Source organism: Streptomyces sp. NPDC091387 (assembly GCF_044756945.1).
GTDB lineage: Bacteria > Actinomycetota > Actinomycetes > Streptomycetales > Streptomycetaceae > Streptomyces.
Genome location: NZ_JBIVTZ010000022.1, coordinates 13,955 through 36,650 on the forward strand (window position 1 = coordinate 13,955; position 22,696 = coordinate 36,650).

The 22,696-nt window shown below is 70.8% G+C and carries 21 protein-coding genes and 1 pseudogene; 12 read left to right on the forward strand and 10 right to left on the reverse strand.

What is annotated here, in order from left to right; translation table 11 throughout:
• Window positions 1–51 precede the first annotated feature (51 nt).
• From ACIQM0_RS33665 to ACIQM0_RS33675, 3 genes are all read left to right on the forward strand, one after another.
• Window positions 52–264 carry a DUF4287 domain-containing protein gene (locus ACIQM0_RS33665; protein ID WP_401294146.1) on the forward strand — a complete coding sequence of 71 codons (213 nt, stop codon included), beginning with the start codon at window positions 52–54 and terminating at the stop codon, window positions 262–264.
• 421 nt (window positions 265–685) lie between these two features.
• Window positions 686–1,897: a pyridoxal phosphate-dependent aminotransferase gene (locus ACIQM0_RS33670; RefSeq protein ID WP_401294148.1), complete on the forward strand. Its 1,212-nt coding sequence runs from the start codon at window positions 686–688 to the stop codon at window positions 1,895–1,897.
• 102 nt (window positions 1,898–1,999) lie between these two features.
• The gene (locus ACIQM0_RS33675; protein WP_401294151.1) at window positions 2,000–2,416 is read left to right on the forward strand and encodes a hypothetical protein; all 417 of its coding nucleotides are present in this window, start codon (window positions 2,000–2,002) and stop codon (window positions 2,414–2,416) included.
• Between the two features lie 77 nt (window positions 2,417–2,493).
• Here ACIQM0_RS33675 and ACIQM0_RS33680 read toward each other — a convergent pair whose 3' ends face one another.
• Window positions 2,494–4,320 (reverse strand): phosphoenolpyruvate carboxykinase (GTP), encoded by a 1,827-nt coding sequence (locus tag ACIQM0_RS33680; RefSeq protein WP_401294154.1) that lies wholly within the window; start codon window positions 4,318–4,320, stop codon window positions 2,494–2,496.
• Window positions 4,321–4,533: 213 nt separating this feature from the next.
• On the opposite strand from ACIQM0_RS33680, the gene ACIQM0_RS33685 reads away from it, so the two are divergent.
• The 3 genes from ACIQM0_RS33685 to ACIQM0_RS33695 all read left to right on the forward strand — a co-directional run bounded on the left by ACIQM0_RS33685 (window position 4,534) and on the right by ACIQM0_RS33695 (window position 7,530).
• Window positions 4,534–5,232 carry a hemolysin III family protein gene (locus ACIQM0_RS33685; RefSeq protein ID WP_363022414.1) on the forward strand — a complete coding sequence of 233 codons (699 nt, stop codon included), beginning with the start codon at window positions 4,534–4,536 and terminating at the stop codon, window positions 5,230–5,232.
• A gap of 136 nt (window positions 5,233–5,368) precedes the next feature.
• Window positions 5,369–6,886 carry an MFS transporter gene (locus ACIQM0_RS33690; RefSeq protein WP_401294157.1) on the forward strand — a complete coding sequence of 506 codons (1,518 nt, stop codon included), beginning with the start codon at window positions 5,369–5,371 and terminating at the stop codon, window positions 6,884–6,886.
• Between the two features lie 11 nt (window positions 6,887–6,897).
• On the forward strand, window positions 6,898–7,530 hold the full coding sequence (locus tag ACIQM0_RS33695; RefSeq protein WP_401294160.1) for a TetR/AcrR family transcriptional regulator: 633 nt from the start codon (window positions 6,898–6,900) through the stop codon (window positions 7,528–7,530).
• A gap of 6 nt (window positions 7,531–7,536) precedes the next feature.
• Here the strand turns inward: ACIQM0_RS33695 and ACIQM0_RS33700 are convergent, their stop codons facing one another.
• Window positions 7,537–9,582, reverse strand: coding sequence for a thioredoxin domain-containing protein (locus ACIQM0_RS33700; protein WP_401294163.1), 2,046 nt, complete (start codon window positions 9,580–9,582; stop codon window positions 7,537–7,539).
• A 194-nt stretch (window positions 9,583–9,776) separates the two neighbouring features.
• On the opposite strand from ACIQM0_RS33700, the gene ACIQM0_RS33705 reads away from it, so the two are divergent.
• Window positions 9,777–10,343: a Uma2 family endonuclease gene (locus ACIQM0_RS33705; protein ID WP_401294166.1), complete on the forward strand. Its 567-nt coding sequence runs from the start codon at window positions 9,777–9,779 to the stop codon at window positions 10,341–10,343.
• Window positions 10,344–10,657: 314 nt separating this feature from the next.
• Here the strand turns inward: ACIQM0_RS33705 and ACIQM0_RS33710 are convergent, their stop codons facing one another.
• From ACIQM0_RS33710 to ACIQM0_RS33725, 4 genes and pseudogenes are all read right to left on the reverse strand, one after another.
• Window positions 10,658–10,783: a hypothetical protein gene (locus ACIQM0_RS33710; RefSeq protein WP_401294168.1), complete on the reverse strand. Its 126-nt coding sequence runs from the start codon at window positions 10,781–10,783 to the stop codon at window positions 10,658–10,660.
• 78 nt (window positions 10,784–10,861) lie between these two features.
• Window positions 10,862–11,012, reverse strand: a pseudogene (locus ACIQM0_RS33715) (DUF255 domain-containing protein); the annotation flags it as partial.
• A 192-nt stretch (window positions 11,013–11,204) separates the two neighbouring features.
• Window positions 11,205–11,522, reverse strand: a complete 318-nt coding sequence (locus ACIQM0_RS33720; protein WP_385353853.1) for a helix-turn-helix domain-containing protein — start codon at window positions 11,520–11,522, stop codon at window positions 11,205–11,207.
• A gap of 5 nt (window positions 11,523–11,527) precedes the next feature.
• Window positions 11,528–11,881, reverse strand: coding sequence for a type II toxin-antitoxin system RelE/ParE family toxin (locus tag ACIQM0_RS33725; RefSeq protein WP_401294171.1), 354 nt, complete (start codon window positions 11,879–11,881; stop codon window positions 11,528–11,530).
• Window positions 11,882–12,137: 256 nt separating this feature from the next.
• On the opposite strand from ACIQM0_RS33725, the gene ACIQM0_RS33730 reads away from it, so the two are divergent.
• On the forward strand, window positions 12,138–15,398 hold the full coding sequence (locus ACIQM0_RS33730; protein WP_401294174.1) for a tetratricopeptide repeat protein: 3,261 nt from the start codon (window positions 12,138–12,140) through the stop codon (window positions 15,396–15,398).
• Between the two features lie 120 nt (window positions 15,399–15,518).
• Here the strand turns inward: ACIQM0_RS33730 and ACIQM0_RS33735 are convergent, their stop codons facing one another.
• Both ACIQM0_RS33735 and mca read right to left on the reverse strand, forming a co-directional pair.
• Entirely contained in the window at window positions 15,519–15,764 is a 246-nt protein-coding gene (locus ACIQM0_RS33735; RefSeq protein WP_363022407.1) for a hypothetical protein, read from the reverse strand.
• Between the two features lies 1 nt (window position 15,765).
• Window positions 15,766–16,647, reverse strand: coding sequence for a mycothiol conjugate amidase Mca (mca, locus tag ACIQM0_RS33740; protein WP_363022405.1), 882 nt, complete (start codon window positions 16,645–16,647; stop codon window positions 15,766–15,768).
• A 149-nt stretch (window positions 16,648–16,796) separates the two neighbouring features.
• Here mca and ACIQM0_RS33745 point away from each other — a divergent pair, with 149 nt between their 5' ends.
• On the forward strand, window positions 16,797–17,213 hold the full coding sequence (locus tag ACIQM0_RS33745) for a DUF4307 domain-containing protein (RefSeq protein WP_401294178.1): 417 nt from the start codon (window positions 16,797–16,799) through the stop codon (window positions 17,211–17,213).
• Between the two features lie 182 nt (window positions 17,214–17,395).
• Window positions 17,396–17,893, forward strand: coding sequence for a transcription elongation factor GreA (gene greA, locus ACIQM0_RS33750; RefSeq protein WP_024488974.1), 498 nt, complete (start codon window positions 17,396–17,398; stop codon window positions 17,891–17,893).
• Window positions 17,894–18,000: 107 nt separating this feature from the next.
• On the opposite strand, the gene ACIQM0_RS33755 is transcribed toward greA, so the two are convergent.
• Together ACIQM0_RS33755 and ACIQM0_RS33760 are read right to left on the reverse strand one after the other, a co-directional pair.
• The gene (locus ACIQM0_RS33755; RefSeq protein WP_401294307.1) at window positions 18,001–18,798 is read right to left on the reverse strand and encodes an ABC transporter permease; all 798 of its coding nucleotides are present in this window, start codon (window positions 18,796–18,798) and stop codon (window positions 18,001–18,003) included.
• A 50-nt stretch (window positions 18,799–18,848) separates the two neighbouring features.
• Window positions 18,849–19,856, reverse strand: a complete 1,008-nt coding sequence (locus tag ACIQM0_RS33760; protein WP_401294182.1) for an ATP-binding cassette domain-containing protein — start codon at window positions 19,854–19,856, stop codon at window positions 18,849–18,851.
• A gap of 388 nt (window positions 19,857–20,244) precedes the next feature.
• Here ACIQM0_RS33760 and ACIQM0_RS33765 point away from each other — a divergent pair, with 388 nt between their 5' ends.
• Both ACIQM0_RS33765 and ACIQM0_RS33770 read left to right on the forward strand, forming a co-directional pair.
• Window positions 20,245–21,273, forward strand: coding sequence for a LacI family DNA-binding transcriptional regulator (locus tag ACIQM0_RS33765; protein ID WP_401294185.1), 1,029 nt, complete (start codon window positions 20,245–20,247; stop codon window positions 21,271–21,273).
• A 14-nt stretch (window positions 21,274–21,287) separates the two neighbouring features.
• Window positions 21,288–22,679: an FAD-dependent oxidoreductase gene (locus tag ACIQM0_RS33770; RefSeq protein WP_401294188.1), complete on the forward strand. Its 1,392-nt coding sequence runs from the start codon at window positions 21,288–21,290 to the stop codon at window positions 22,677–22,679.
• Window positions 22,680–22,696: the final 17 nt, after the last annotated feature.

Below are 22,696 nucleotides of genomic sequence, written 5' to 3' on the forward strand. Positions count from 1 at the left end.
CTCCCGGGCTTTCCCCGGGCGACTGTCAGACCCGCCTGACAGACTTCCGTCATGACTGATGCAGTGAAGGGACCCGCCTCCTATTTCCCGTCGATCGAGCAGAAGTACGGCCGCCCGGCCGCGGAGTGGAAGGACCTCATCCGCGCCTCGCCGCTGACGAAGCACATGGAGCTCGTGGCGTGGCTCAAGTCCGAGCACGCGATGGGGCACGGCCATGCCAACGCCCTGGTCGCGCACACGCTCGCCGAGGACAAGGGCGAGTAGCACGTGCCCGGCCTCGACGCCTGTCCCGCCCGCATCGGCCGGAGCGGGTCCGGCGCTCTCCGGCCGCACCCTCGTGGTGACGCCGAACGACGGCGGGCGCGAGGAGCGGGAGCCGGCGGACGCGGCCGAGGTGGAGCGGGTCCTCGCGGACGCCTTCGCGATCCGGCTGCCGGAGGGGGCCCGGCTGCCGGGGTGACGGTCCGCCGCGGCGTCCCGTGGCGCATCTCACCCGTGCCGGTCCGTCACGTCCCGCGCCCACCCCTTTCCAAGCCCGGCCCCCGTCCGCGCCCGGGGTTCCCACGGTGCGCGGGCGGTGGGCACATGGGATGGAAGCCGGGGCGGGCGGGCCGGGCGACCCGGGTGGGTCAACCTGCGGGGAAAGGCCGGGCACGGCGCGAAACACAGTCGTAAGCTCGCAGACATGCAGGTCATCCAGTCCACGAAGCTCGCCAACGTCTGTTACGAAATCCGGGGCCCCGTGCTTGAGGAGGCGATGCGGCTGGAGGCAGCGGGCCATCGCATCCTGAAGCTGAACACCGGCAACCCCGCCGCGTTCGGTTTCGAGTGCCCGCCGGAGATCCTTGAGGACATCCTGCGCAACCTCTCCGGGGCGCACGGCTACGGCGACGCGAAGGGGCTGCTGTCCGCACGGCGGGCGGTGATGCAGCACTACCAGACCAAGGGGATCGACCTCGACATCGAGGACATCTACCTGGGCAACGGCGTCTCCGAGCTGATCCAGATGTCGATGCAGGCGCTGCTCGACGACGGGGACGAGGTGCTCGTACCGGCTCCGGACTATCCGCTGTGGACCGCGTCGGTCTCGCTGGCCGGCGGCACGGCCGTGCACTACCGCTGCGACGAGCAGGCCGACTGGATGCCGGACCTCGCCGACATCGAGCGGAAGATCACCGACCGCACCAAGGCCATCGTGATCATCAACCCTAACAATCCGACGGGCGCGGTGTACGACGACGAGATGCTGCGCGGGCTGACGGAGATCGCCCGGCGCCACAACCTGGTCGTCTGCTCCGACGAGATCTACGACCGGATCCTGTATGACGGGGCGACCCACACCCCGACCGCCGCCATCGCCCCCGATCTGATGGTCCTCACCTTCAACGGGCTCTCCAAGAACTACCGGGTGGCCGGGTACCGCTCCGGCTGGATGGCGGTCTGCGGACCGAAGGCGCACGCCTCCTCGTACATCGAGGGGCTGACGATCCTGGCCAACATGCGGCTGTGCGCCAACATGCCCTCGCAGCACGCCGTGGCCACCGCGCTCGGCGGGCGGCAGTCGATCAACGAACTGGTGCTGCCGGGCGGCCGCATCCTGGAGCAGCGGGACGTGGCGTACGACCTGCTGACGCAGATCCCGGGCGTGACCTGTGTGAAGCCGAAGGGGGCGCTGTACCTCTTCCCGCGGCTCGACCCGAAGGTCTACAAGATCAAGGACGACCGGCAGATGGTCCTCGACCTGCTGCGGGCCGAGAAGATCATGGTGGTGCACGGGACGGGGTTCAACTGGCCGGAGCCCGACCACTTCCGGGTCGTGACGCTGCCCTCGACCGAGGATCTGACGGACGCGATCGGCCGGATCGCCCGCTTCCTGGACGGGTACAGCCAGGTGTAAACCCGGTCCCTGCGATGGTTCCCATCGCCTGGTCGCGAATCTGGACAACTTTAGACTGAATCCAAGCTAGGATGGTTCCACAGCATCACCAGGAGGCCATCCATGTACGAACCGATCCGCACCAAATCGGTCCACACACCGGCCGACCACGCCGACGACTTCCCGCACCGCACCCGCGAGGAAGAACTGGACATCCAGCTCGCCGGACATCTGGCCGCACTGCTCGCGGTCACCGACGAACTGGGACTCGGCGAGGCGGGCGACCGCATCGCCGAACAGGTCGCACGGTTGCGCGGTACGCCGCCCACCCGGCACGCCGGTCTGACCGAGGCCCCCGCACCCGCCCTGCACCGCCGCGCCCACGCCCTCGCCGGCCGCGCGCTGGTGGTGGCGGCGTCCCGCGCCGACACGGCCGTCGCGATCCTCTCGGCCGAGCGCATGGACGCCCACGCCGCGGCGGCCCCGGCCGCTGCCGCCGACTCCCCCGCGACCCCGTCGCACCTGGTCGGCGCCCTCTGACGGCCCCGGCCCACGTGCCGTAGAGGCGCGTGGGCCGGGTGCCACCTACCGACCCCCGGGGGATCATCCTCCGGGGATCAGCCCAGCCGCTGGACCAGGGCGCGGTACTCGTCCCACAGTTCCTTCGGCGCGTGGTCGCCGAAGGTGTTGAGGTGCTCGGGGATCAGCGCGGCCTCCTCGCGCCAGACCTCCTTGTCGACCTTGAGCAGGAAGTCCAGGTCCGACTCGGGGAGGTCCAGGCCCTCGGTGTCGATCGAGCCCTTGGCCGGCAGGATGCCGATCGGCGTCTCGACGCCCTCGGCCTTGCCCTCCAGGCGCTCGACGATCCACTTCAGGACGCGGCTGTTCTCGCCGAAGCCGGGCCAGACGAACGTGCCCGCCTCGTTCTTGCGGAACCAGTTCACGTAGTAGATCTTCGGCAGCTTCGACTGGTCCGGCTTGTCCGCGCCGACCTTGATCCAGTGCTTCATGTAGTCGCCCATGTTGTAGCCGCAGAACGGCAGCATGGCGAACGGGTCGCGGCGCAGTTCCCCGACCTTGCCCTCGGCGGCGGCGGTCTTCTCGGAGGCGACGTTGGCTCCGAGGAAGACGCCGTGCTGCCAGGTGAAGGACTCGGTGACCAGCGGTACGGCCGAGGCGCGGCGGCCACCGAAGAGGATGGCCGAGATCGGCACACCCCGGGGGTCCTCCCACTCGGGCGCGATGATCGGGCACTGCCCGGCCGGGACGGTGAAGCGGGCGTTGGGGTGGGCGGCGGGCGTGCCGGACTCGGGGGTCCAGTCGTTGCCCTTCCAGTCCGTGAGGTGCTCGGGCAGTTCCTCGGTCATGCCCTCCCACCAGACGTCGCCGTCGTCGGTGAGGGCGACGTTGGTGAAGACGGAGTTGCCCCACATCGTCTTCATGGCGTTGGCGTTGGTGTGCTCGCCGGTGCCGGGGGCAACGCCGAAGAAGCCGGCCTCGGGGTTGATCGCGCGGAGCCGGCCGTCCTCGTCGAACCGCATCCAGGCGATGTCGTCGCCGATGGTCTCGACGGTCCAGCCGGAGATCGTGGGCTCCAGCATGGCGAGGTTCGTCTTGCCGCAGGCGCTCGGGAACGCCGCCGCGACGTACTTCGACTCACCGCGCGGCGGCGTGAGCTTGAGGATCAGCATGTGCTCGGCGAGCCAGCCCTCGTCGCGTGCCATGACGGAGGCGATGCGCAGCGCGTAGCACTTCTTGCCGAGCAGGGCGTTGCCGCCGTAGCCGGAGCCGTAGGACCAGATCTCGCGGTCCTCGGGGAAATGCGAGATGTACTTGGTGGAGTTGCAGGGCCACGGGACGTCCTCCTGGCCCTCCTCCAGAGGGGCGCCCAGGGTGTGGACGGCCTTGACGAAGAAGCCGTCGGTGCCCAGTTCGTCGAGGACGGGCTGCCCCATGCGCGTCATGGTGCGCATCGAGACGGCGACGTACGCGGAGTCGGTGATCTCCACACCGATCGCGGAGAGCGGCGAGCCGACGGGGCCCATGCAGAAGGGCACGACGTACATGGTGCGGCCGCGCATGGAGCCGCGGAAGACGCCCTTGTCCCCCACGAAGATCTCCCGCATCTCGGCGGGGGCCTTCCAGTGGTTCGTCGGACCGGCGTCCTCCTCCTTCTCGGAGCAGATGAACGTACGGGTCTCGACCCGCGCGACATCGCTCGGGTCGGAGGCGGCGTAGTACGAGTTGGGGCGCTTGATCTCGTCGAGTTTGGTGAACGTGCCCTTGGCCACGAGCTCCCCGCACAGGCGCTCGTACTCGGCCTCCGAGCCGTCACACCAGACCACCCGGTCCGGTTCGGTGAGGGCTGCGATCTCGTCGACCCAGGAGACGAGCTCCTGGTGGTTGGTGGGAACAGTGAGGGGAGCCGCGATGTCGCGCGCCACGATCGCTCCTTGATGAGGGTGTCTGTCTGGAAGGTGCCCCGTGGGGGCTGCGACCCGGATGCTTCTACCCCTTCGAATTACCCCTGGCGCTCATCCGGTGCCGACCGCACTCATTTGATCATCCGACCGTTCCGCCCATATGTCCAGAGGGCCGCCCACGTGAGCATCACCACTCATATCCGCAACCTACGGTGGCGTAGGTACGATGCGGGAATGACTGCTGCCGCCGCCGCGCCCGAACCCGCCGGGCTGGAACCAGCCGGGACCGCCGAAGTCGAACTGAAGCCGCGGATGCGCGGCTGGCTGCACGCCGGCATGTTCCCCGCGGTCCTCATCGCGGGCATCGTGCTCATCGCGCTCACGGACACCACGCGCGGCCGGATCGCCTGCGGCGTCTACATCCTGACCGCGTGCCTGCTGTTCGGCGTGAGCGCCGTCTACCACCGAGGCACCTGGGGGCCGCGCGGCGAGGCGGTGCTGCGCAGGCTCGACCACGCCAACATCTTCCTGATCATCGCGGGCACCTACACCCCGCTGACCTTGCTCCTCCTGCCCCGCTCCACCGGGACGCCGCTCCTGTGGGCGGTCTGGGGCGCGGCGGTCGCGGGCATCGCCTTCCGGGTGTTCTGGGTCGGCGCCCCGCGCTGGCTCTACACGCCCTGCTACATCGCGATGGGCTGGGCGGCGGTCTTCTTCCTGCCGGACTTCATGCGGACCGGCGGGATCGCGGTGCTCGTGCTGGTCGTCGTCGGCGGACTGCTCTACAGCGCCGGCGGCGTCATCTACGGCATCAAGCGGCCGAACCCGTCACCGCGCTGGTTCGGATTCCACGAGGTCTTCCACTCCCTGACCCTGGCGGCGTTCGTCGTGCACTACGTCGGCATCTCCCTGGTGGCGTACAGCCAGAACTGAGCCCCCGCAAAGGGCCGCGGCGTTCGAGCCGCGGCCCTTTCGCATGCCCGGACACCGGGAGCACGGGGTTCACATTGACACTCACAACCTTTTGAGAGTTACTGTCACTTGACTGTAACTCTCAAAGGAGTACGCCATGAACCGACGCTGGTGGGCCCTGGGCGCGCTGGTGGCGAGCACGCTCGTCCTGGGCTTCGACATGACCATCCTCAATGTGGCGCTGCCGACCATGGCCGGTGATCTCGGCGCCACCACCGGCCAGCAGCAGTGGATGGCCGACGCGTACGTCGTGGTGTTCGCCGCGCTGATGCTTCCGGCGGGTCTGCTCGGGGACGGCTTCGGCCGACGCCGGATGCTCATCACCGGCCTCGGCGTCTTCCTCGTCGGCTCGGTCGTCGGCACGTTCGCCACCGACGTGCCGACCGTGATCGCGGCCCGCTGCGTGATGGGCGTCGGAGGCGCCCTCGTGATGCCGCTCGCCATGGCCGTACTGCCCTCGTTGTTCGGGGAGCCGAAGGACCGGATGAAGGCCATCGGGATCGTCTCGGCCGCCTCCGCGCTCGGCATGCCGCTCGGCCCGATCCTGGGCGGCTGGCTGCTCGACCACTTCTGGTGGGGCTCGGTCTTCGTGGTCAACGTGCCCATGGTGGGCATCGGCATCACCGCCTGCGTGTTCCTGCTCCCCGAGACACGCGACCCCGCGGCCCCCAGGGTCGACCCAGTCTCCACCGTGCTGACCGCCACCGGCCTCGGCGCCCTGATCTACGCGGTCATCGAGGCGCCGGGCCGCGGCTGGGGCGACCCGCTGATCCTGGCGGTGCTGGCCGCAGGCGTGGTCCTGATCGGCGCACTCGTCCTGCGGGAGCGCAAGGCGACCCGCCCGATGCTCGACATGGACCTGCTGCGGCAGCGGACGTTCCTGCTCAGCACGCTCGCCGCGACACTCGTGATGTTCGTACTGGCCGGGCTGATGTTCATCCTGCCCGGCTACCTCCAGGCCGTGCTGGGCAACGACGCCTTCGGCACCGGGGTGCGGATGCTGCCGATGATGGGCGGGCTGATCCTCGCCACCCGGGCGGGTGGCCCGGTCAACGCACGCTTCGGAGCCCGCGCCACGATGTCGGCGGGACTCGTCGTGCTCGCCTTCGCCGCGCTGCTCGGCAGCCGCACCACGGTCGACAGCGGCTACGGCTTCACCGCGCTGTGGCTCTCCGTCGCGGGGGTCGGCTTCGGCTTCGCCGTCGTCCCCGCCATGAACGCCGCGCTGGGCGCCCTGCCCCCGGACCGCGCCGGCAGCGGCTCGGGACTCCTGATGACCGTGCGCCAGACGGGCAGCGCCCTCGGGATCGCCCTGCTGGGCAGCCTGCTCGCCGGTGCCTACAGCGGGCGGCTCGACACCGCGGGCGTACCGGCCGCCGCCGCGGACACCGCCGGGGACTCGGTCGTCGCCGCCCACGCCGTCGCGGCCAGGCTCGGTGTGCAGCGGCTCGCGGACTCCGCCGACGCCGCCTATCTGCACGGCATGAGCCTGGTCATGCTGGTCATCGGCGCCACCGCACTGGTCAGCGCCCTGCTGGTCGGGGCCCTCATGACCGGCCCGGAGCAGAAGCGGAGCGAACCGGCCGACGTGGCCGCCACCCCGGTCGATGCCTGACAATGGCGACCATGGCCGCCACCTCCCGTACCCCGTCCCCCGCCGCACCGGGCGCACAGCCCCCGATGGGGCTGCGTGAGCGCAAGAAGCTCAGGACCCGGGTCGCGATCCGGCAGGCGACCTACCGGCTGATCTCCGAGCAGGGGTACGAGGCGACGACCATCGAGCAGATCGCGGAGGCGGCCGAGGTGTCGCCGAGCACGGTGTTCCGGTACTTCGCGACAAAGGAGGACATCGTCCTCACCGACGAGTACGACCCGGTCATGGCGGCCGCGCTCCGGAGCCGTCCACTGGACGAACCTCCGCTGGAGTCCATTCGGTTGATGATGCGGGAGGCACTCACGTCGTTCATCGGCACGGAGGACGAAGAGCTGCGTCAGCGCACCCGGCTGATGGTGGAGGTCCCCGCCATCCGGGCGCGGATGACGGAGACCATGTCGGACACGGCGAAGCTCCTGTCCGAGGTGCTCGCCGAACGCTCCGGCCGCGGCGCGGACGACCTGGAGATCCGGATCTTCGTCGCGGCGGTGCTGGGCGCACTGCGCGAGGTGACGCTGTACTGGGGCGAGCACGGCCTGGAGGGCGACCTCGTGGGGATGATCGACCTGGCGCTGAACACCCTGGAGGGCGGCCTGCGGCTGTGACGCCGGTCAGGACGCGGCGCCCCCGAGAGCGTCCGCCAGCACCTCCGGGTCCGTCGTCGGCGCGTCGCAGACGAAGTGCCTGCACACGTACGCGGTCGGCGCGCCGTCCACCATCGGACGGTCCGCCAGCAGCGGGAACTCCGACCCCGCCGTCTCCCCCGCCGCGACCACCGCGCCGGGCGCCCGTCCCAGCAGCGCCGCACGGTGCAGCTCACCGCCGACCGGCCCGGCGACGGCCACCTCGCGCGGGCCGTCGAGCAGCGCCTCGGCCACCGCGAGCCCCCAGCCGATGAACCGCGGCGCCTTCGGGCCCAGCGCCTTCACCACGCCCAACGCCCCCTCGGCGGCGGTGCGGTGGGGCTCCGATCCGGTGTACGCGGCGTACGAGAGCAGCGCCCCCGCCGCCGCCGTCCAGCCGGCCGGGGTGGCGCTGTCGGTGGGGTCCTGCGGGCGCCGGATCAGTCGCTCGGCGTCGTCCGCGGTGTCGTACAGCTGACCGCCCTCGCCGGTGAAGTGCTGGAGCACGATGTCCAGCAGGAAGCCCGCGAACTCCAGCCAGGCGCCCTCGCCGGTGACCGCGGCCAGCGCGAGGAAGCCCTCCGCCACATCGCCGTAGTCCTCCAGCACCCCGGCGTGCTCACCGGCGCGGCCGTCCCTCGAGGTACGGACCAGCCGGGCGACCGGGCCCATGTGGAGCCGCACCAGCAGGTCCGCGGCCTCGGTGGCGCGCTCGATCAGGTCGGGGCGGTCGAAGTACGCGCCCACCTCGGCGAGCGCGGCGACGGCCAGCCCGTTCCACGCGGCGACCACCTTGTCGTCCCGCCCCGGCCGCTTGCGCAGCTCACGGGCGGCGAGCAGCCGGGCCCGCACGTCGGCGGCCCGCGCGTCGTCCACGACCTGGCCCGTCCGCGGCGGGTGGTGCGGGCCCTTCGGCGGGAGCTGGAGCACCGAGGAGCCCTCCTCGAAGGTGCCCTCCTCGGTCACCCCGAAGTGCTCGGCCGCGAACGCGGCGTCGTCCTCGCCCAGCACCTCGCGCAACTGCTCCGGCGTCCAGACGTAGTACGCGCCCTCGACGTGCCTGCCGTGGGCGTCCTCGCTGTCGGCGTCGAGCGCCGAGGCGAAGCCGCCCTCGGCGGTACGCAGTTCCCGGACCATGAAGTCGGCGGTCTCCAGGGCCACCCGGCGGGCCATCTCCGAGCCGGTCGAGCGCCACAGATGGGCGTAGACCCGGCAGAGCAGCGCGTTGTCGTAGAGCATCTTCTCGAAGTGCGGTACGACCCACTCCCGGTCCACCGAGTAGCGGGCGAAACCGCCGCCGAGCTGGTCGTACATCCCGCCCCTGGCCATCGCCTCGCAGGTGTCGGCCGCCATCTGGAGCGCACCGTCGGCGCCGGTACGGGCGTGGTGGCGCAGCAGGAACTCGATCGTCATCGACGGCGGGAACTTGGGGGCGCCGCCGAAGCCGCGGTTCTTCTCGTCGTACTCACGGGTCAGTCCGAGCAGGGCCTGCGCCAGCTCCGACTCGGCGGGCAGCCCCTCGCCGCCGTGCGCGAGCGAGCGCTCCGACAGATCGCGGACGATGCGCCCGGCGACCTCGCCGACCTCGTCGCGCCGGTCGGTCCAGGCGGCCACGACACCTTCGAGCACCTGGCGGAAAGACGGCAGACCGTGGCGGGACTCGGGCGGGAAGTACGTCCCGAAGTAGAAGGGTTCGGCGTCGGCGGTGAGGAAGACGGTCATCGGCCAGCCACCCTGCCCGGTCGCCGCCTGAACGGCCTCCATGTAGACGGCGTCGACGTCGGGGCGCTCCTCGCGGTCGACCTTGACCGGCACGAAGTGCTCGTTCAGGTACGCCGCGACCTCTTCGTCCTCGAACGACTCATGAGCCATCACATGGCACCAGTGGCACGCGGAATAGCCGACCGAGAGCAGAACGGGGACATCGCGCCGCCGCGCCTCCTCGAAGGCGTCCCGCCCCCAGGGCCACCAGTCGACCGGATTGTCAGCGTGCTGCAGCAGATAAGGCGAGGTCACACCAGCCAGCCGGTTCATACGGCCCAGCCTCTCACAGGCCCCGATCGTGCCGGCGAAGCCCGCGCGCCCCAGCAGCGCTCCGGACGGGAGGAGGCTGCGGGGAGACGCCCCGCACGCCCTCGCGCATCAGGCGCCCCGGCGGCACGGGACAGTAGGCTGAAACCGGCAGCGCGGGGACCGCAGAGGCTCCTCGGACTCGAAGGAGGTACACCATGACCGCCGAAATGGTGGCGCCCGCCTGGATGCATACGCAGATCAGCGCGGAGCAGTACGACTCCTGGTCCGAGGAGCAGTGTGCCGGTATTGAGATCGTGGACGGGATGGTCGTCGTGAGCCCGAGCGCCTCCAAGCGGCACAACCGGCTGGCCAGGATCCTGGCCAATGCGCTGGACGCCGCCGCGGGCCCGGACTGGAACGCCGACACGGACTTCGACGTCCGCCTCCAGGACGTCCCCCTCACCAACCGCCGTCCGGACGTCATCGTCTACCGGGCGGAGACCATCGACCTCACGCCGACTCGCCCCGAACATGTACTTCTGGTCGTCGAGGTCGTGTCGCCCGGTTCGGAGACCACCGACCGGATCGTGAAGGTGGACCAGTACGCCAAGGCCGGCATCCCCTTCTACTGGCGGATCGAACAGGCCGCGACCGGTGTCCCCATCATCTATACCTACGTTCTCGACCCTGCCACCAAGACCTACCGGGACGGCGAGATGTTCACCGGCGCGGTCAAGGCCGCTGCGCCGTTCCCCGTCGCTGTCGACCTCGGAACCGCCTGAAAGGGGAAAGAGCTCACGTCTGCATCGGCGCTTCTCGCCTCAGGGTGGTGCCGTGACTGACGGCGGACCGTGGTGGTCACGGTACTGATCACCTTTGCAATCCCGGACGACGCCCCTCCCAAGAGGCGGTTACTCTCAGCCAGGCGGTGCGACGGCCTGCGGGTGGTGGAGCGCTGCCGGTCGGGCTGACCAGCTCTGCGGGAAGCCCGACCCCGGCTGAACCACCCCGGGCTCACACAGTCGCGACCACGAAAAGTGCCCCAGCCCGAGTGGTGCCGTGCGCGCGGGCCGCAGTCTACGGCTCCGTGCCGCTACTACTCGGCAGCGACAGCGGGTGAGCTGTCCTCCAGGAGCTGGCGGATGGTCGTGTACTTCTCTGGCCCCCACTCGGGCGAGGCGTCCAACTCGGCCTCTACCCAAGCGTTGATGCTTGCGTCCAACTGCTCATCTTACGTGTCCATGTGACTACCTTCTGGCAACACCCCAGGGCAGGACTACCTGGTTGTGTAAGTTCACTGGCACCAGTGGCACGCGGAATAGCCGGCCGACAGCAGAACGGGGACGCCGCGCCGCCGCGCCTCCTCGAAGGCGTCCTGCCCCCAGGGCCACCAGTCGACCGGATTGTCAGCGTGCTACAGAAGGCGAGGTCACACCAGCCAGCCGGTTCATACGGCCCAGCCTCTCACAGGCCCCGATCGTGCCGGCGAAGCCCGCGCGGCCCAGCAGCGCTCCGGACGGGAGGAGGCTGCGGGGAGGCGCCCCGCGCGCTCTTGCGCATCAGGCGCCCCGGCGACACTGGACAGTAGGCTGAAACCGGCAGCGCGGGGACCGCCGAGGCTCCGAGGTCCCTGGCTCCGCGTCTCAGGCGATAGCCGCGATGTCGCCGTCGTCGAAGTAGATCGCCTGATGCAGGCGTCCGCCGAGCGCAGCGGCGAATCGTGCGAGAACGTCCTGTCCGGAGAGGTGCCCTCGCTCGATCTGCGACACACGGCCCTTGGTGACGCCCATGCGGTCGGCCACGTCCTGCTGGGTCAGCCCACGGGCCCGGCGCAGCTCCGCCAGCCGTCGCCCGGTCATCTCCGCGAGGAGCTCTTCCTTGCCTTCCCGCACGGCCTCCTCGCCGCCCGCACGAGCGACGTACTCGGCTCGAATGTCCTGCCAGCGGGTGTAGCCACTCACAGTCGTCAACCTTCTTCCCGGGCTCGTTCCTTCACATACGTCTCGTAGCGCTGCTCGGCCAGCGGGATCGCTTCCCGATACCACTCATTCCATCTGCCCGACTTGTCTCCCGCAACCAGCAGAATGCTGCTGCGCCACGGATCGAACGCGAACAGGATCCGAACAGTCCCCGGTCGTAACTCCTTCAGCTTCGCCATCGACGAGCCGTGAATGGTGTCGACCAGCGGACGTCCCAGCCCCGGACCTCCTTCAGCCAGCGCGTCAAGCGCCTGCACAACCCGCGTGATCTCCAGCTCGCCCAGGCTGTCGATCCACTCACGAACCTCGTCAACGAGGAAGATCTCCCACTCGCCATTCACCTGGTGAAGTATAGCAAAAGCTATACTTCACAGTCACGCACGGCGCAACCTCACCGAACGCCCCGGGCGGCCGGAGCAACCGGTGGGAAGCGGGGCGCCGTCACCGCAGTCGTCGCACCCCCCTCGCCCCGTTCCCCCGTACCGCTGTCGGCGCAGTCTCGCGGACGCCCTGTCGCACACCGGCCGGAGGCAGGAGACTGGTACTCCGTGCTGCCGGGTGCCGGTCCGGCCGACGGGCGGGAACCGAGGGGGACTTATGCGGATGCGGGACGGCCACCGGGCGGATGCCGAGAGGCTGTTGGTGCGCGCCGTGGAGGAAGAGGCACGGCGCACCGGCGGACGGACGGACTCCGGCGTGCTGATGACGCGTGCGCGGGGCGCCCTGGACACCATGGCGGCGGGTGCGGCCGAGGAGTACGCCGCGTACGTCCAGGCACTCGACACCGCGGCGGCCGGGGAGATGCCGCTGGCGGGCCGGCTCAACCGGACGACGCTCGGAACGCCGTTGCTGGTCACCGGAGTTGCCGCGACCGCCGCCTTCGGCGCGGATCTGGCGCTCGGTACGGCGTCGGGCCTGGCGCTCGGCGCGGGGGCCGTCGTGGCGGTCGCGGGTGCCACCGCGACGGTCGCCAAGGTCACCGCGTCGCACTGGCCGGCCGCGTCCCGCCGGGCGGGCGCCCTCGGACAGCCGGGCGGGACCGAGCAGTTGCGGCTCCAGTGGCTGACGGCGCTGGAGGTGCGGGGCATCCGTCCCTTCCTCGACCAGCAGCGGATGCTGACCGCCTCGTCCCGCACCCCCGCGAAGAAGGCCGCCACCGCCCAGGCCCGCACGGCGCCGGCCCTGCGCGGCGGGGACCGCAGCGCGGCCGCACGGATGCGCTCACTCCTTGAGCAGTCGTTCGGCCATCTCCCCTCGCCCGAGGCCCGGTTCGCGGGGCGCCGGGCCGAGCTGGCCCGGATCGCCCAGTGGGTGCACGCGGCCCGTGCGTCGACGGAGACGAAGCCGACCGTGGTCGTGCTGCACGGCCCGCCGGGTGCCGGGCGCACCACGCTGGCCGTGCGGGCGGCGCACGATCTGAAGGACCAGTTCCGGGGCGCGTGCGTGGTGGACCTGCGCGGCGGTGCGGACGGCGAGCCGCCGCTGCCGACCCGTGACGCGCTGCTCCATCTGCTGAACCGGCTGGGGGCGCCCCGCGAGCAGCTGCTGTTCCGGGACGGGGGCTCCGCCGGCCGGTCGGCCGGGTCCTCCGCCGAGCAGCAGGTGCGCCGGCTCAGCGAGTTGTACCACCAGCACCTGACCGGGACGCCGGTGACGATCGTCCTCGACGACGCCAGTGACGTGGAGCAGGTCCGCACGCTGATCCCGGAGCGCTCCGACAGCCTCGTCCTGGTCACCGCCCGCGAGCCGCTCGATCTGCCCGGGTCCCTCCCGGCGTGGGTGCATCAGCTGGAGGTCGGGGCGCTGGACCCGGCCGGCGCCGAGGAGCTGCTGCGCGAGGCCTCCCAGGAGGAGGAGCAGGGCCTGTACGACTACCCGTCGAGCGAGGCGATCACCGAGCTGTGCGGCGGGCTGCCGCTGGCCCTGCGGATCGCGGGTTCCTCGCTCGGGGCGCGTACCCCCGGCACGCTGGCCGCCGATCTCGCCGCGTACGGCCCGGTGCCCCCGGTCGAGCGCGCGCTGTGGCTGCGCTACACCGACCAGCCCGAGCAGGCGCGGCGGCTGCTGCGCCGGCTCGCGCTGGCCGGGCGGGCCAGCCTGGGCGCCGCGGCCGCCGCCGCGCTGCTGTCGGCCGACGAGCAGGAGGCCGAGCGGCTGCTGACCGCCCTGTCCGGGGCGGGCCTGCTGGACCACGTACGCGGTTCGCGCTACCGGCTGCACGACCTCGTACGGGGCTTCGCCCTGGCCCGGCTGCTCGACGAGGAGGAACCCGCCGAGCGCACGGCCGCGCAGGAACGGCTGATCGTCAACTACGCGGAGCTGGCCGGTGCGGTGATCCGGATGGTGGACGGCAAGATGTCCACCCGGGCCGGGCAGTTCGGCTCGCACGGCTTCACCTCCCTGGACGCGGCGCTGCGCTGGCTGGACGAGGAGTCGAGCTTCATCACGTCCGCGCTGCGGCACGCCGAGGGTGTCGACCAGGCGGCGGTGCTCGATCTGCTGGGCGCGCTGTGCGACTACTGCCTGTTGCGCGGCGACCTCTACCGGCTGGGCGAGATCAGCGAGTTGACGCAGGCGGTCGACCAGGGGCTGCTGGAGCGTTCGGTGCAGTGGCGTACCGGGATCGCGGCCCGCCAGCTCGGCGAGCTGGACAAGGCCCGCACCACGCTGTCCTCCGTCGTCGGCCTGTACCGCGAGGCGCAGAACGACTCGGGTACGGCGCTGGCGCTCTGTTCGCTCGGCATCACCCTGCACCACCAGGGCAATCTGGCGGAGGCGGCGGCGCGGCTGCGGGAGGCGCTCGCACTGCAGACCTCCGACGACCAGGCCGAGGACCGGGCCTGGTCGCTGCACGCGCTGGCCGCGGTGGAGCGCGACCGGGCGAACCCGGCCGAGGCGCTGACGCTCCTGGACACGGCGCTGGTCCTGCACCGCGAGGGCGAGTCGCTGCACGGGGAGGCCTGGACGCAGTTCCAGCTGGGTCAGGTGCTGCTGCGGCTGGGCGATGTGCAGGGGGCCGAGCTCGCGCTGCGTACCGCCCTGGATCTGTACGGGCGTACCCGCGACGAGCGCGGCGAGGCCTGGGCGCTGACCCAGCTGGCCCGTGCGCGGCTGCTGGACGGCGATCCGGCGCCCGCGGTCGAGCAGCTGAACGCGGCGCTGTCCCGGCACCGCGACAACGAGGACGCGCGGGGCGAGGCGTGGACGCTGTACTACCTGGGCCAGGCCCTGGAGGAGATCGGCGAGACCGATCAGGCGGTGCGGCAGCTGGAGCGGTCCCGCACGATGTTCTCCCGGATGCGGGACGTGTACGGCCTGGCGTGCGCCCGGCACCACTCGGGCCGGGTCACCCGCGACCAGCGGGCCGCGCAGACGGGCAACCTGCGCAACTCCGGTTTCGCCCGCCAGCTCCTGGTGGACGCGCGGGCCGACTTCCGGCGCATCGGGGTCGCCCACGGTGAGGCCTGGACGTATCTGGAGCTGGCCCTGATCGACGCGGGCAACCATCGTGCGCCGCAGGCGCTGGACCTGTGCGGCGAGGCGGCCGGGCTGTTCGACTCGTACGGCGACGCGCGGGGCGCGGACTGGGCCCGCTTCCTGCGCTGCACGCTGCTGCCGTACGCGTCACCGGGCGGCATCGAGGTGGGCACGGTGGTGGCCCAGCAGGAGCTCAGCGACCTGATCGCGGCCGGCCACCCGACCCGGGACGGCAAGCTGGATGACTGCGCGGAGGCGTTCCGGGTGGTCCTGAACCGGGGCGTGGACCTGGAGGACGGCTGGCAGGCCTGGCGCCTGGGCCTGACCCCGACCCGTCACGCCCGGGAGATCATGGGCGTACGCATCCCGGCCAGGCCGTAACCCGGCCCGCCTGGGGGGCCGGGGCAGCCCTCAGGCCCGTCCGGCGCTTGAGGACGACCCCAGCCCCGCCCGGCGACCGATGGGCGGAGCGGCTACCGGACCCCGGTGCCGCCCCGCCCCCTACTTCCGCTTCGCGGACCCCGCGGCACCGGCCGCGGCCCCCACGGCCGCCGCGTCGCCGGGCGCCTCCGGCGCCTCCTCGAAGTCGACCTTCCCCATGTGCCGGTTCATCGACTTCATCAGCAGCCACACGCCGATGGCGAGCGCGGCGAAAACAATGAAGCCGAGGACCCCGGGGGTCACCTTGTTCTTGTCCAGTTCCTCGGCGAGCGGGACGAGGTGCGTCAGTGCCTGAGTCGCGTACATATCAGGCATTGTCGCGGATGCCCGCGAAGAGGTCGCTCTCGGGGAGGGAGGTATCGACGAGGGACTTCGCCAGCTCGTACTCCTCGGTCGGCCAGACCTCGCGCTGGATGTCCATCGGAACGCGGAACCAGCCGCCCTCCGGGTCGATCTGCGTCGCGTGCGCGATCAGCGCCTTGTCGCGGATCTCGTAGAAGTCCGCGCACGGAACATGCGTGGTCAGCGTGCGCTCGGCGCGCTCGAACTCCTTCCAGCGCTCCAGCCAGTCCGCGTACGGGGACTCCATTCCGCGGGCCAGCAGCGCCTCGTGCAGGGCGACCGTGCGCGGCTTGTTGAAGCCCTGGTTGTAGTAGAGCTTCTGCGGCGCCCAGACCGGACCGAACTCCGCCTCGGGGAACCTCTCGGCGTCCGCCGCACCCTCGAAGGCGATCATCGAGATCGTGTGGGTCATGATGTGGTCGGGGTGCGGGTAGCCCCCGTTCTCGTCGTACGTGGTGATGACCTGCGGCCGGAACGCACGGATCTTCGCGACCAGACGCCCGGCCGCCGTCTCCGCGTCCTCCAGCGCGAAGCAGCCCTCGGGCAGCGGCGGCAGCGGGTCGCCCTCGGGCAGCCCGGAGTCGACGAAGCCGAGCCACTCCTGCTTCACGCCCAGGATCTCCCGGGCCTCGTCCATCTCCTTCTTGCGGACCTCGTGGATGTTCTCCTCGATGTACGCGTCGCCCTGGAGTTTCGGGTTGAGGATGGAGCCGCGCTCACCGCCCGTGCAGGTCACTACCAGCACGTCCACCCCCTCGGACACGTACTTGGCCATGGTGGCCGCGCCCTTGCTCGACTCGTCGTCGGGGTGGGCGTGCACGGCCATCAGTCGAAGCTGCTCAGTCAAGACTCGATCCTCAGTGATTGATCGCCATCAGGGTGCCGTCCCGCGGGGACGTCGGTGTGGGGTGGCGGTCGGGTGACGGGTGGAGGCTTCTATAGTGACCGAACCGGGGGGCGGAAAATTCCTCAATCCCCGGTACGGGAGGAACGATCATGACCGCGGTGCGCGAAGCGCCCCCCGAGAACCGCTACGGCCGCTCCGCGGACCAGCGCGCGGACCGCAAACTCAAGATCATCGGCTCGGTGCTCGGCGCCGGTCTGCTCGGCGTGCTCGGCTGGATCGGTTACGACTACATCGCAGGCCAGGGCGTCAGCGCCGAGTTGATCAAGTTCAAGGTCGTCTCGGACGACCGGGTCGAGGTGCACCTGGAGGTCCGCAAGGACCGGGACGCCAAGGGCTACTGCACGATCCGCTCGCAGCGCGAGGACGGGACCGACGTCGCCCGCAAGGACTTCCGCTTCGACGAGGACACCGACCGCATCGACCGCGTCCTCTCCCTGCGTACGACCTCCAGGGCGACCAGCGTCGAGCTGCTGGGCTGCACGGACGACGGCGGGGCGTCGCATTGACCGCCGCACGCACCTCCTGATCCGCTCTTGGCGGCACTGACCTGCGGTTCCGTACACGCGGTCGGTTACCTTCTCCCCCTTTTCCTGGGGAATTGTTAGGCTCGTGGTTTCGCCCACCCGTGGAAGCGCATGCTTCGGGTAGGGCGATGCTTTGTATTCCCAGTACCGACGAGGAGCACCCTGTGACCCAGACCAGCGAAAACGTCACCTGGCTCACGCAGGAGGCGTACAACCAGCTCAAGGCCGAGCTGGAGTACCTGTCTGGTCCCGCGCGCACGGAGATCGCCGTAAAGATCGCGGCGGCCCGTGAGGAGGGGGACCTGCGTGAGAACGGCGGGTACCACGCGGCCAAGGAGGAGCAGGGCAAGATGGAGCTCCGGGTGCGCCAGCTGACCCAGCTCCTGGAACACGCGAAGGTCGGCGAGGCGCCGGCCGACGACGGTGTGGTCGAGCCCGGCATGGTCGTGACGATCGCCTTCGACGGCGATGACGACGACACGACGACCTTCCTCCTGGCCTCCCGTGAGTACGCGAGCGCGGACATCGAGACGTACTCCCCGCAGTCCCCGCTCGGCGTGGGCGTGAACGGCAAGAAGATGGGCGAGACCGCGGACTACGAGCTGCCGAACGGCAAGACCGCGACGGTGAAGATCCTTTCGGCGAAGCCGTACTCCGGCTGATCCCCGGACAGCGAAAGAAGCCTCCCGCCCGATGGGCGGGAGGCTTCGTCGTGCCCGATCCCAGTGCCCGATGGGCGGGCAGGTGAGGCGTCCCGGCCCGGACGCCGTCAGCCCGCCGCCAGCCGGTACTTGCGGACCGCCAGCGTGCGGAAGATCGCGATGATGACGACGGACCAGATCAGCGAGGCCCAGACGGGGTGCTGCATCGGCCAGGCGTCGGAGTGGGAGACGCCCGGGTTCCCGAACAGCACGCGGCTCGCCTGGACGGTGGCGCTGAACGGGTTCCAGTCGGCGATCGGCTGGAGCCAGGAGGCCATCATGCTGGAGTCCACGAAGGCGTTCGAGATGAAGGTGACCGGGAACAGCCAGATCAGTCCGCCGGACGTCGCCGCCTCCGGCGAGCGTACGGACAGGCCGATCAGTGCGCCGATCCAGGAGAAGGCGTAACCGAGCAGGAGCAGCAGGCCGAAGGCTCCCAGGGCCTTGGGTACGCCCTCGTGGATGCGCCAGCCGACGAGCAGCGCGACGATCGTGAGCACGAACACGGTGAGTACGGTCTGGACGAGGTCGGCCAGCGTGCGGCCGGTCAGTACCGCGCCTCGGGCCATCGGCAGGGAGCGGAAGCGGTCGACGAGGCCCTTGTGCATGTCGTCGGCGATCCCGGCGCCCGCGCCGGCCGTGGCGAAGGTGACCGTCTGGGCGAAGATGCCCGCCATCAGGAAGTTGCGGTAGACGGACGGGTCCGTGGTCCCGCCGACGTTCATCGAGCCGCCGAAGACGTAGCTGAACAGCACCACGAACATGATCGGCTGGATGAGGCCGAAGAGGACCACTTCGGGAATCCTGGTCATCCGGATCAGGTTGCGCCGGGCGATGACCAGGGAGTCGCGTACGGCCTGGCCCATGCCGCCGCCGGCGCGTGGGGCGGGGGCCGCCGCCGTCTCGGTGAGTGCGCTCACTTCTCCGCCTCCGTCCCGGCCGCGACGGACTGCGCCGCCGCCCCGTTCCCGTCGTGCCTCTGCTCTTCCGCCGCGTGGCCGGTGAGGGAGATGAACACGTCGTCGAGGGTGGGGCGGCGCAGCCCGATGTCGTCGATCTCCACCCCTCGGGCGTCGAGGTCGCGGATGATCTCGGCGAGGAGCCTGGCCCCGCCGTCGACCGGGACGGTCAGTTTGCGCATGTGCGGGACGACCGCCACCTCGCCCTTGCCCAGGTGGCCGAGGGCGGCGCGGGCCGGTTCGACCTGGTCGGGCTGGTGGACCACGACCTCGACGCGCTCGCCGCCGATGCGGGCCTTGAGCTGGTCGGAGGTGCCGCGGGCGATGACGAGGCCGTGGTCGATCACGCAGATGTCGTGGGCGAGACGGTCGGCCTCCTCCAGGTACTGCGTGGTCAGCAGCAGCGTCGTGCCGCCTGCCACGAGCTCCTCGATGACCTCCCAGAGCTGCTGCCGGTTGCGCGGGTCGAGGCCGGTGGTCGGCTCGTCCATGAACATGACCGGCGGGGAGACGACGAGGGCCGCCGCGAGGTCGAGACGGCGGCGCATGCCGCCGGAGTACGTCTTGGCGGGGCGGTCGGCCGCGTCGGCGAGGTGGAACCGCTCCAGCAGCTCCCCCGCCCGGACCTTCGCGTCGCGCCGGCTCATCTGGTAGAGCTGGCCGACCATCTGGAGGTTCTCGCGGCCGGTCAGGTACTCGTCGACGGCGGCGAACTGGCCGGAGAGCCCGATCGAGCGCCGCACCTCGTTGGGATTCCTCAGTACGTCGATGCCCGCGACGAAGGCGCTGCCGCTGTCCGGCATGAGCAGCGTCGTCAGGACGCGCACAGCGGTCGTCTTGCCGGCGCCGTTGGGGCCGAGAAGGCCGAGGACGGTGCCCTCGGGCACGTCGAGATCGACACCGCCGAGTGCGGTGACGTCGCCGAAGGTCTTCACCAGACCTTCGGCGTAGATGGCGCCTGGCATATGGAGTTCCCCCGGTGCGTTTGGGTGGCTTCCTCACAGATCCTAGATTTGCCCGTCCTGCCGCGCCCGGCGAACACACGAAGCGAGCGCGTGCACGTCCGGGGCCGGGCGAGGGCACGGTAACGCGATACATCGCGACACACAAGACACGCATCACCGGCCCGCCGCCCGGCACCGCCTCACCAGCCACCCGCGGACACCTCCCCGGCCGTCGGAGAGATCGCGCGGCGGGCATTGACGGCGGGATGAACCGTCCCTAAGGTAATCGCTAACCCCAACGTTTACCCCCCGGAAATCAACGCGACACGCAGGGTAAACGTTCACCTAGGGCGGACCACGGCGGGAAGGAAGCGCGATGCGGGCTGACGGGCGTGTGACGCTCAAGACGATGGCCGACTCATTGGGGGTCTCCGTGAAGACCGTGTCACGGGCCCTGGCGGGCAAGGACTCGGTCGGCGAGGAGCTGAGGGCCCGTATCCGCGCGGAGGCCGACCGGCTCGGCTACGTGCCGAACTCGATGGCCAGGTCACTGGTCTCCGGCGACACCATGACCCTGGGCATGGTCATCACCCATCCGGCGAACCCGTTCTACGCGCAGCTGATCAGCGCCGTCGAGGAACGCTGCCGCGCGAACGGCTACTCACTGCTGCTCATGGTGACCGAGGAAGACCTGGAGACGGAGCGGGACGCGGCCAGGACGCTCCAGCGGTGGGGAGTGGACGGAGCCGTGGTCATCCCCGTCCAGGAGGGCGCGGAGCACTGGCGGAAACTGCGGGACTCCGGGGTGCCGATCGTGCTGGTCAACCGTGGACTGGACGGCTTCGCCTGTGACTTCGTCGGGGTCGACCACGAGCGCGGGGCCTACGAGGCCGCCTCCCATCTGCTCGACACCGGTGCCTCCAGCATCCACCTGCTGGAGGAGGACGTGCCGTTCTCCTCGGCGGCCGACCGGCGCGCCGGCTTCCACCGCGCACTCACGGAGCGCGGCCTCCCCGTGCGGGACGACACCGTCACGCTGGTGCCGCCCTCGGCGCAGCGGCGGCGGGTCCTGCCGTGGGAACCGGACGCCGCCTACGAGTGCGCCCAGCAGCTGGTGAGCGGCCTCGAACCGGGCGCGGCGGTACTGACCGGGAGCGACTACTTCGCGCTCGGCCTGTACCGCGCGCTGTCCGAAAGGGGCATCGACGTACCCGCGCAGGTCGCGGTGATCGGGCACGGTGACCTGCCGTTCGCCGCGTACCTCCAACCCGCGCTGGCCAGTGTCCGGCCACCCGCCGACGAGATCGGCGCGAGGGCCGCGGACCTGCTGTTCGAACGCATCCAGGGCTCGACCACCCCCGCCGAGACCATCTGTCTGCCGCCCGAGCTGAGGATTCGCGCCTCGGCCGGCGGCGACGACCGACGTACAGCCAACTGATGAGGAACATGGCGATGCCGCATACCGAAGAACAGCGGACCACGGTGTACGAACAGGCCCGGGACATCCCCGTGGTGGCCGACGTCGACGTCCTGGTCGTCGGCGGTGGTCCGGCCGGTGTGTGTGCCGCCGTCGCCGCGGCGCGGGCGGGCGCGAGCACGTTCCTCGTCGAACGGCACGGTTTCCTCGGCGGGATGTGGACCGCGGGAATGGTCCTCACGCTCGCCGGCTACAACTCCTGGCTGCGCCCGTACCAGCGCTGTGTGGACGGCGTTCCCGCGGAGTGGCTCGCCCGCGCCGCCGAGCAGGGCGGTGCGGTCGACGGCGACGGCTGGGTGCTGAACTCCGACCCCGAGGTCATGAAGCGCGTCGCCGACGAGATGATCGAGGCCGAAGGCATCGGCCTGCTGCTGCACAGCTGGGGCGCTCGCCCGATCGTCGAGGACGGGGCCGTGCGCGGTGTGTACGTCGAGAACGTCGACGGCCGGCGCGCCATCCGCGCCTCGGTCACCGTGGACTGCACCGGCAACGGCGACATCGTGGCCGGAGCCGGTGACGACTGGGCCAAGGGCAACACGCTGCAGCCCATGACCATGCCGTTCCGGGTGGGCAACGTGGCGACGGACCCGGAACGCGAGCACGCCGTACCGGTACGGATCCCGATCGGCCCGGAGGCGACCCTGCTGGAGGAGCCGCTGCTCGGGCGGTACGCCTCCACCCGCAGGGACATCGATCTGGACATCGATGCCATGCGGGCGGCCAGGAAGCGGGGCGAGCTGCCGCCGTTCGGCGGCCCGTGGTTCGGCGGCATGGAGAAGGACATCGCCTGGGTCAACACCACCCGCGTCATCGGCGACGCGTCCAACGCGGAGGATCTCACCCGCGCGGAGATCACCGGCCGCAAGGACTCCGTCGCCCTGCTCGAAGCCCTGCGCGAGCACAGCCCGGCGTTCGCGAACGGGCGCATGCTGCACACGAGCACCCAGATCGGGGTCCGCGAGACACGACGCCTCCTCGGCGAGTACACGCTCACCGGCGACGACATCCGCTCCAACGCCCGGTTCGACGACAGCATCGCGGTCGGCTGCTGGCCGATCGACGTGCACCCGGCCGGGGACGTCGGCGTGCACGCCATGTACGTACCGCTCCCTTACGAGATCCCGTACCGCAGCCTGCTGCCGCGGACGACCGACGGCCTGCTCGTGGCCGGCCGGTGCATCTCGGTGGACCGCGAGGCACTGGGCTCGGCGCGGGTGGGTGCCACCTGTGCCGCGACGGGCCAGGCCGCGGGCGTGGCCGCCGCGCTCGCCGCGGCCGGCGGGAAGCAGCCGCGACAGCTCGACGGCGAGCGGATCAGGGCGGCGATCCAGGAACAGGGCGGCCGCGTGACGCCGCCGGCGCAATGACACTTCACCAGGAGAAC

What these genes read in the sequence shown, in the direction of transcription:
- ACIQM0_RS33745 (WP_401294178.1), top strand. Translation starts at nt 16,797, where the DNA reads ATGACCGCGGTGCGCGAAGCGCCCCCCGAGAACCGCTACGGCCGCTCC.
- ACIQM0_RS33755 (WP_401294307.1), bottom strand. Translation starts at nt 18,798, where the DNA reads ATGGGCCAGGCCGTACGCGACTCCCTGGTCATCGCCCGGCGCAACCTG.
- ACIQM0_RS33695 (WP_401294160.1), top strand. Translation starts at nt 6,898, where the DNA reads ATGGCCGCCACCTCCCGTACCCCGTCCCCCGCCGCACCGGGCGCACAG.
- ACIQM0_RS33675 (WP_401294151.1), top strand. Translation starts at nt 2,000, where the DNA reads ATGTACGAACCGATCCGCACCAAATCGGTCCACACACCGGCCGACCAC.
- ACIQM0_RS33770 (WP_401294188.1), top strand. Translation starts at nt 21,288, where the DNA reads ATGCCGCATACCGAAGAACAGCGGACCACGGTGTACGAACAGGCCCGG.
- ACIQM0_RS33730 (WP_401294174.1), top strand. Translation starts at nt 12,138, where the DNA reads ATGCGGATGCGGGACGGCCACCGGGCGGATGCCGAGAGGCTGTTGGTG.
- ACIQM0_RS33700 (WP_401294163.1), bottom strand. Translation starts at nt 9,582, where the DNA reads ATGAACCGGCTGGCTGGTGTGACCTCGCCTTATCTGCTGCAGCACGCT.
- ACIQM0_RS33765 (WP_401294185.1), top strand. Translation starts at nt 20,245, where the DNA reads ATGGCCGACTCATTGGGGGTCTCCGTGAAGACCGTGTCACGGGCCCTG.
- ACIQM0_RS33685 (WP_363022414.1), top strand. Translation starts at nt 4,534, where the DNA reads ATGACTGCTGCCGCCGCCGCGCCCGAACCCGCCGGGCTGGAACCAGCC.
- ACIQM0_RS33760 (WP_401294182.1), bottom strand. Translation starts at nt 19,856, where the DNA reads ATGCCAGGCGCCATCTACGCCGAAGGTCTGGTGAAGACCTTCGGCGAC.
- ACIQM0_RS33670 (WP_401294148.1), top strand. Translation starts at nt 686, where the DNA reads ATGCAGGTCATCCAGTCCACGAAGCTCGCCAACGTCTGTTACGAAATC.
- ACIQM0_RS33690 (WP_401294157.1), top strand. Translation starts at nt 5,369, where the DNA reads ATGAACCGACGCTGGTGGGCCCTGGGCGCGCTGGTGGCGAGCACGCTC.
- ACIQM0_RS33665 (WP_401294146.1), top strand. Translation starts at nt 52, where the DNA reads ATGACTGATGCAGTGAAGGGACCCGCCTCCTATTTCCCGTCGATCGAG.
- ACIQM0_RS33735 (WP_363022407.1), bottom strand. Translation starts at nt 15,764, where the DNA reads ATGTACGCGACTCAGGCACTGACGCACCTCGTCCCGCTCGCCGAGGAA.
- ACIQM0_RS33705 (WP_401294166.1), top strand. Translation starts at nt 9,777, where the DNA reads ATGACCGCCGAAATGGTGGCGCCCGCCTGGATGCATACGCAGATCAGC.